General features: G+C 64.1%; 7 protein-coding genes. 2 read left to right on the forward strand and 5 right to left on the reverse strand.

The features are described from left to right. From ppdK to Q0J74_RS09330, 5 genes are all read right to left on the reverse strand, one after another. A partial coding sequence (gene ppdK / locus Q0J74_RS09310; RefSeq protein ID WP_297213764.1) for a pyruvate, phosphate dikinase occupies positions 1-1,814 on the reverse strand: 1,814 nt, incomplete at its 3' end. Positions 1,815-1,960: 146 nt separating this feature from the next. Further along, complete coding sequence (locus Q0J74_RS09315) at positions 1,961-2,563, reverse strand: hypothetical protein (protein WP_297213767.1); 603 nt, start codon at positions 2,561-2,563, stop codon at positions 1,961-1,963. Between the two features lie 20 nt (positions 2,564-2,583). Beyond that, complete coding sequence (mnmA, locus tag Q0J74_RS09320; RefSeq protein ID WP_297213770.1) at positions 2,584-3,591, reverse strand: tRNA 2-thiouridine(34) synthase MnmA; 1,008 nt, start codon at positions 3,589-3,591, stop codon at positions 2,584-2,586. A 9-nt stretch (positions 3,592-3,600) separates the two neighbouring features. Then, positions 3,601-5,406 carry a tRNA uridine-5-carboxymethylaminomethyl(34) synthesis enzyme MnmG gene (mnmG, locus tag Q0J74_RS09325; protein ID WP_297213773.1) on the reverse strand — a complete coding sequence of 602 codons (1,806 nt, stop codon included), beginning with the start codon at positions 5,404-5,406 and terminating at the stop codon, positions 3,601-3,603. Between the two features lie 57 nt (positions 5,407-5,463). Next, a complete protein-coding gene (locus Q0J74_RS09330; RefSeq protein ID WP_297213776.1) occupies positions 5,464-6,357 on the reverse strand; it encodes a diacylglycerol/lipid kinase family protein in 894 nt (297 codons plus the stop codon). Between the two features lie 159 nt (positions 6,358-6,516). Here Q0J74_RS09330 and Q0J74_RS09335 point away from each other — a divergent pair, with 159 nt between their 5' ends. Together Q0J74_RS09335 and Q0J74_RS09340 are read left to right on the forward strand one after the other, a co-directional pair. Continuing rightward, entirely contained in the window at positions 6,517-7,227 is a 711-nt protein-coding gene (locus Q0J74_RS09335) for an AzlC family ABC transporter permease (protein ID WP_297213778.1), read from the forward strand. Then, complete coding sequence (locus tag Q0J74_RS09340) at positions 7,221-7,553, forward strand: branched-chain amino acid transporter permease (RefSeq protein ID WP_297213781.1); 333 nt, start codon at positions 7,221-7,223, stop codon at positions 7,551-7,553. Before Q0J74_RS09335 ends, Q0J74_RS09340 begins: the two co-directional genes overlap by 7 nt. The last annotated feature ends 181 nt before the right edge of the window (positions 7,554-7,734 follow it).

Consider the following 7,734-nt stretch of genomic DNA (forward strand, 5'->3'; position numbering starts at 1 on the left):
AAGTCGCCCTGCTGATAGGGCATGATCTTGGCCAGGGCCTTCTTGCGGTCCTCGGTGTTGTCGGCCACGATCATCTCACGCATGGCCTTGATGCGCTCGCCTTCAAAGAACATGTGCTCGGTGCGGCACAGGCCGATGCCCTGAGCGCCGAAGGCGTAGCCCTGAGCGGCGTCCCTGGGGGTGTCGGCGTTGGTGTACACCTTCAGCTGGCGGTACTTGTCGGCCCAGCCCATCAGGCGGCCAAAGTAGCCGGAGCCGGGATCGGCAGGCACGGTGGCCACGGCCTCGCCGTAGATGTTGCCGGTGGAGCCGTCCAGGGCAATCCAGTCGCCCTCGTGATAGTCCTTGCCGGCCAGGGAGAACTTCTTGTTCTCATAGTCCACCACAATGTCGCCGCAGCCGGATACGCAGCAGGTACCCATGCCCCGGGCCACCACGGCGGCGTGAGAGGTCATGCCGCCCCGGACCGTCAGGATGCCCTGGGAGACCTGCATGCCCTCAATGTCCTCGGGAGAGGTCTCCAGACGGACCAGGATGACCTTCTCGCCCCGGGCGTGCCACTCCTTGGAGTCCTCGGCGGTGAAGACCACGCGGCCGCAGGCGGCACCGGGAGAGGCGGCCAGACCCTTGCCCACCACCTGGGCCTTCTTCAGGGCCTCGGGATCGAAGGTGGGGTGGAGCAGCGCGTCCAGCTGCTTGGGCTCCACGCGGCACACGGCCTCCTTCTCGTCGATCATGCCCTCGTCCACCAGGTCCACGGCCACCTTCAGGGCGGCGGCGGCGGTGCGCTTGCCGTTGCGGGTCTGGAGCATGTAGAGCTTGCCGTTCTCAATGGTGAACTCCATGTCCTGCATGTCCTTGTAGTGCTGCTCCAGGCGGTTGGCGATGTCGGCAAACTGCTCGTACACCTGGGGCATCTCCTCATGCAGCTTGGAAATGGGGGAGGGAGTGCGCACGCCGGCCACCACGTCCTCGCCCTGGGCATTGATCAGATACTCGCCGAACAGGGCCTTTTCCCCGGTGGCGGGGTTGCGGGTGAAGGCCACGCCGGTGCCGGAGTTGTTGCCGGAGTTGCCGAACACCATGGACTGCACATTGACGGCGGTACCCCAGTCGTAGGGGATCTCGTTCATGCGGCGGTACACATTGGCGCGGGGGTTGTCCCAGGAGCGGAACACCGCCTTCACGGCCTCCATCAGCTGCACCTTGGGATCCTGGGGGAAGTCCTCCCCCTTCTCCTTCTTGTAGAACTCCTTGAACAGGACCACCAGGTTCTTCATGTCGTCGGTGTCCAGCTCCACGTCCTGCTTGACGCCCTTCTTGGCCTTGACGTCGTCGATGATCTCCTCAAAGCGCTTCTTGGACAGCTCCATGACCACGTCGGAGAACATCTGGATGAACCGGCGGTAGGAGTCGTAGGCGAAGCGGGGGTTGTTGGTGAACTTGGCCAGGCCCTCCACCACCACGTCGTTCAGGCCCAGGTTCAGGATGGTGTCCATCATGCCGGGCATGGAGGCCCGGGCGCCGGAGCGGACGGAAACCAGGAGGGGGTTCTCAGGATCGGCAAACTTCTTGCCGCAGATCTCCTCCATCTTGCCCAGATACTCATAGATCTGCGCCTGGATCTCCTCGTTAATCTGGCGGCCGTCGTTGTAGTACTGGGTACAGGCTTCGGTGGTGACGGTAAAGCCCTGAGGCACCGGCATGCCCAGGTTGGTCATCTCAGCCAGGTTGGCGCCCTTGCCGCCCAGCAGCTCCCGCATGGAGCCGTTGCCCTCTGAAAACAGATAGACATACTTATGGGAATTGCCCATTTCACATTCCTCCTAGTTTTCTTCGCAAAAATGGTGTCAAATACGTGCCGTCGCTATTATATCATCTTAGTCCGAGATTGCAAGGGATTCCCAATTTTTTGTTAAAAAATCTGCAAGATTTCCTTCGCTTGTCCCTTGCGCTCCGGTCAGCCCGCCGGGGTGAGGGCCACGGCGTAGGCCCGGTCATAGCTGTTGAGCTGTCCGGCGTCGGTGAAGGTGTCTGGGAGGGCGGCGGAGCGGATGCCGCTGCCGCTGTCGTACACCTCCAGATAGAGGGGGACCCGCTGGCCGGGTACCAGCTCCTGGGGGGCGTCCATCCACACCCAGCTCCGGCCGGTCTCCAGGCTGCGGTCCATGCCCTCCACCTGGGGAGCGTAGCTGTATTTGGAGCCGCCGTCCTGGAAATTCACCGTAATCTTGCTGCCGCTGAGGACGATGCCCAGCCGCAGCTCCTCCGACGTGCTGGAAGACAGGCCCCCTTCCGCCAGGGTCTGCCACGCCCCGTCCGACCAGGACAGCACTTCGATGGTGCAGCCGGTCAAGTCCTCCCCCATGGAGCAGGCATACAGGCCGTACTCCCCGTCGGTGCCGGCAATCAGATCCAGCAGGGCGCCCTCCTCCTCACTGAGGGTCAGGGGGGCCACCTGATGGGCGGCGGCGGCGCTCTCCTCCGGTTCTTTGTCCCCCCGCCCGGCGCAGCCGGTGAGCAGAACGGCCAGAGCCAGGGGGAGCAGCAGCAGCTTTTTCATGTGAAAAACTTCCTTTCTCTCTACACGATCCAGGCGGAGCCCACCACGGTCTCCCCCTGATAAAACACCGCCAGCTGGCCCGGCGTGGGGGCGCGGGCGGGGGTTTTCATGTCCAGACGGATGCCCTCCCCCTCCGGGGAGAGAAGCGCCTCCTGCTGGGTGCGGGAGTGGCGCAGGCGCACCGCCACCTCCCTGGGTTCTGTCAGGGCCTCTATGGCGATCCAGTTGGGCTGTATCCCGCGCACCACGTCCCGGCCCAGATCGCTGCCGTCGGAGAGCACCACCTCATTTGACTCCGGCCGGATGGCCGACACATAATACCGGTGGGGACCGGAGATACCCAATCCCCTCCCCTGGCCCAGGGTGTAACGATGGATGCCCTTGTGGCGGCCCAGCACCTTGCCGTCCTTGTCCACAAAATTCCCCGCCGGGGTGGAAAAGCCGTGCTCTTCCAGCCAGGCGGCGTAGTCCCCGCCGGGGACGAAGCAGAGCTCCATGGAGTCGGGCTTGTCCGCCACCGGGATACCTGCCTCCCGGGCCAGCGCCCGTACCTCCCGCTTTTCGTAATTTGCAAGAGGAAATATGACTCTCTGTAGTTGCTCTCTGGTAAGCCGGGCCAGCAGATAGGATTGGTCGTTGGCGGGCCGGCCCTGTTTCAGCACCCCGTTTTCCACATTGGCATAGTGTCCGGTGGAGACGTATCTGGCCCCGATCTCCTCCGCCAGACAGAAAAGGGCGGGGAACTTCACCGTGGGGTTGCACAGGGCGCAGGGCAGAGGGGTGCGGCCCGCCAGGTAGGCGGCGGCGAAGGGGGCGCACACCTGCCGCTCCAGCTCGGCCCGGATATCCGCGATTTTCAGGGGGATGCCCAGCCGGCCGGCCAGGTTGGCGGCGTCGGCCGCCCCGGTACCCCCCAGACCGATGTCCAGGTAGAGGCCGGTGACGGCAAAGCCCCGGTCCAGCAGCAGCCGGGCCGCCACGGCGGAATCCACCCCGCCGGACAGACCGAGAACAACAGATTGCTTCATAGATGCTCCTTATTTTTCCAAAAAGACCAGCAGTACGGCAATGTCCGCCGGGCTCACCCCGGAGATACGGCTGGCCTGACCCAGGTTCAGGGGCCGGATGGCGTCCAGCTTCTGCCGCGCCTCCAGCCGCAGCCCCTCCAGGTGGAGATAGTCCAGGTCGGAGGGCAGGGGCCTGTCCTCCATCTTTCGCTGCTCCGCCACCTGCCGCAGCTGCCGGTCAATGTATCCCTGATACTTCACCGCGATCTCCACCGCCTCGGTAACCTCGGGGGGAAGGGCGGGCCGGGCCGGGTCCACGGCGGCCAGAGAGCCGTAGCTGTTCTCCGGCCGGCGGAGCAAATCGCACAGCCGCCCCTCCTTGGTGCCGGTGTGCTCCAGGCGTCTGATTTCCCGGTCCACGGCGGCATATTTCGCCTCCACCTCCGCCAGCCGCGCCCCGCTCACCAGGCCGATGGCATGGCCCACGGCGCACAGCCGCCGATCGGCGTTGTCCTGCCGGTGGAGGAGGCGGTATTCGGTGCGGGAGGTCATCATCCGGTAGGGTTCGTCGGTCCCCTTGGTCACCAGATCGTCGATGAGCACCCCGATATACCCCTGATCCCGCCGCAGGATGAGGGGTTCCCGGCCCAGCAGCTTCAGGGCGGCGTTCACCCCCGCCACAAAACCCTGGACGGCGGCCTCCTCATACCCGGAGGAGCCGTTGAACTGCCCGGCGCCGTACAGACCCCCGACCTTTTTGTGCTCCAGGGTGGGCAGAAGCTCGGTGGGGTCCACGCAGTCGTACTCGATGGCGTAGGCGGGCCGGGTCATCTCCGCCCCCTCCAGGCCAGGGATGGTGTGGAGCATCTCCACCTGCACCTGCTCAGGCAGGGAGGAGGAAAGGCCCTGGATGTACAGCTCCTCGGTGTTCAGTCCCATAGGCTCCACGAAGAGCTGATGGCGCTGCTTGTCGGGAAAGCGGACGATTTTGGTCTCAATGGAGGGGCAGTACCTGGGTCCCACCCCCTCGATGGTGCCGTCGTACAGGGGGGACCGGTCCAGGCTGGCCCGGATAATCTCATGGGTGCGCTCGTTGGTATAGGTCAGCCAGCACACCGCCCGGTTTTCCGGGGGAATCTTGGTCTCAAAGGAGAAGGGCAGCACCTGCTCGTCCCCCGGCTGGAGCTCCATTTTGGAAAAATCCACGCTGCGGGCGTTGACCCGGGGGGGCGTGCCGGTTTTGAAGCGGCGGAGGGACAGGCCCAGCCCCTCCAGGCAGGCGGTGAGAGAATTGGCGGCGGCCAGGCCGTCTGGGCCGGAGTCCCTGGCCACCTCCCCTACAATGGTGCGGCCCCCCAGGTAGGTGCCGGTGGCAATTACCGCTGCCCTTACCCGGTACACCGCACCGTAGATGGTACGCACGGCGGACACACGGCCGTCCTCCGTCAGAATGTGGGTGACCTCTCCCTGCTTCACCCACAGGTTTTCCTGCTTTTCCAGGGTGTGCTTCATCACCTCCTGGTACCGCCGCCGGTCGGCCTGGGCGCGCAGGGACCACACCGCCGGACCCTTCCCCCGGTTCAGCAGCCGGTACTGGATACAGGCCCGGTCGGCGGCCTTTGCCATCTCGCCTCCCAGAGCGTCCAGCTCCCGCACCAGATGGCCCTTTCCGGTGCCGCCGATGGCAGGGTTGCAGGGCATGTTGCCCACCGCGTCCAGATTGACGGTGAAGCACAGAGTGCGCAGCCCCAGCCGGGCGGCGGCCAGGGCCGCCTCAATCCCCGCGTGGCCTGCGCCGATCACCGCGATATCGTAAGTTCCCGCTTGATAGTCCATGGGTTCGTCTCTTTCCTTTGTGTGGATCGGGTTTGGATGGGGGGCCTACGGGTCCCGTCACTCCCCGTATACAATGGTCACCGCCTGACGGTGGTTGACGATCTCCGCCTCCCGGCACCGGCCGCCGAACTCCCCGTCCAGGGTCCAGTCAATGGCCTCCCGGGCGGTGAGCTTCAGCCGGCTGGTGCGGAAGCAGGTGACCAGCCCCCCCTCGTCGGGGGCCATGTTGGACAGGGCCTTCAGGACGCCCTGCAGCTGGAGGGGATTCTGGGGCTGGCGTACCAGGGCCACCTCAAACAGCCCGTCGTCCAGGGCCACCGGCTGGGCGGGGGTCCCCTTGAAGCCCCCCACCGAAATGGTGTTGGACACCATACCGTAGCAGAAGCTGTCCTTCACCACCCCTCCGTCGTGCTCCACCTCCATGGGGTAGGCCTGGATGGAACCCAGCCGGGTGGCTCCCTCCAGCACGTAGGCCAGGTGTCCCAGCATGCTTTTGGCCTGCTGGGGGGTGTTGTAGGCCACATCGGTAAAGGCCCCAAAGGCGGCGATGTAGAGGAAGCTCTTGTCGTTGAAGGAGCCGATGTCCACCGGCCGGGGCAGGCCGGCCGCCGCCACCGCCGCCGCCTCCCCCAGGGTGCCGGGCAGGCGCAGGTTCTTGGCAAAGTCGTTGGTGGTACCTGCCGGGATATACCCCACCACCGGCCGCGCCTCCGGGGGCAGGGCCATCAGGCCGTTCACCACCTCGTGGAGGGTGCCGTCCCCGCCGGAGCACACCATCCGCTGAAACTCCCCCGCTCGGGTCCGGGCGGTCTCCGCGGCGTCACCGGGACCCCGGGTGGGGTGAACCGTCACGTCCCAGTCCCGGGTCAGCTCGTCCAGAATGGGGGCCAGCTTGCCCCTCAGCATCCCCTTCCCAGCGTGGAGGTTATATAAAAATAGCAGTTTGTCCATGGTCTCGCGCCTCCTGTCAGTTATTGAGTATTATACAGATTTTTCAGGAAAATACAATGCGCTCTGGGCAGGCGGACAAAATTGTTCCGCCGCTATTGCTTTTCCAAGCTAAAGTGTGTAAAATGAAACACCAGCCATAGGATAAGGAAGTGACCGCCAATGAACCGCAAAGCCCTGGCCGCCGCCTTCCCGGTGACGGTGCCGGTGCTGATGGGCTACCTGGCCATCGGCATGGCCTTCGGCTTTATGCTCCAGGCCATCGGATATAACTTCATCTGGGCCTTTTTCATGTCCCTCACCATCTACGCCGGCTCGGGGCAGTATCTGGGGGTGAGCCTGCTCTCCACCGCCGCCGGCCTGGGTACCGTGGCGGTGATGACCCTGCTGATCAACTTCCGCCACCTGGTGTACGGCCTGTCCATGCTGGAAAAGTTTCGGGGCATGGGCTGGCGGAAATTCTATATGATCTTTTCCCTCACCGACGAGACTTATGCTCTGCTCTCCTCCGCTCAGGCACCGGTGGGGGTGGACGCACGCAGCTTCTACTTCGCCATCGCCCTGCTGGACCAGAGCTACTGGATCCTGGGTTCTGTGATCGGCGCGGTGGCGGGGGCGGTGCTCCCCATCAGCACCGAGGGCATCGACTTTGCCATGACCGCCCTGTTCGTGGTCATCGCCGTGGATCAGTGGAAGGGCTATCCAAAGCACCTGCCCGCCCTGATCGGCGGGGGCGTCACCATTCTCTTTCTGCTGGTGCTGGGGCAGCTTTTCGGACAGCAGCAGATGCTTATCGTCTCTTTGGCGGTGATCGTGGCGCTGCTGCTGGCCCAGCGGGACAGGCTGGAGGAAAAGGAGGGAGCGCCATGTTGACCACCGCCGGAGCCATTGCCGCCATCGCCGTCATGGCCGCCGTCACCTTTCTCACCCGGGCGCTGCCCTTTCTGCTCTTTGACCGGGGCTCCGCGCCCCCCAAGCTGGTGCTCTACCTGGGGCGGGTGCTCCCCCCCGCCATCATCGCCATGCTCATCATCTACTGTCTGAAGGACCTGTCCTTCCTGGCCGTAGGGGGATGGGTACCCCAGCTGGTGTCGGTGGGGGCGGTGGTGATCCTCCACCTGTGGAAGCACAACAACCTGCTGAGCATTTTCGGCGGCACCATCCTGTATATGTTCCTCATTCAGACCATATTCGCGTAAAAGCGGAGACTGTCGAAAAAGTGGCTCCGCCACTTTTTCGAGTAAGTTACAGTCTGCCGCATGCAGGTTTTGTCCGCGGGAAGTGGACAAAACCCACACTTGCAGCCTGAGCAGTGTTTTCAGCCACGCACATGTCGCGGCTGAAAACAGATTGGCACATTGTCAAGTCAAGTGCAACACT

The sequence above is a fragment of the uncultured Flavonifractor sp. genome, assembly GCF_944387675.1.
In the GTDB taxonomy this organism is placed as follows: domain Bacteria; phylum Bacillota; class Clostridia; order Oscillospirales; family Oscillospiraceae; genus Flavonifractor.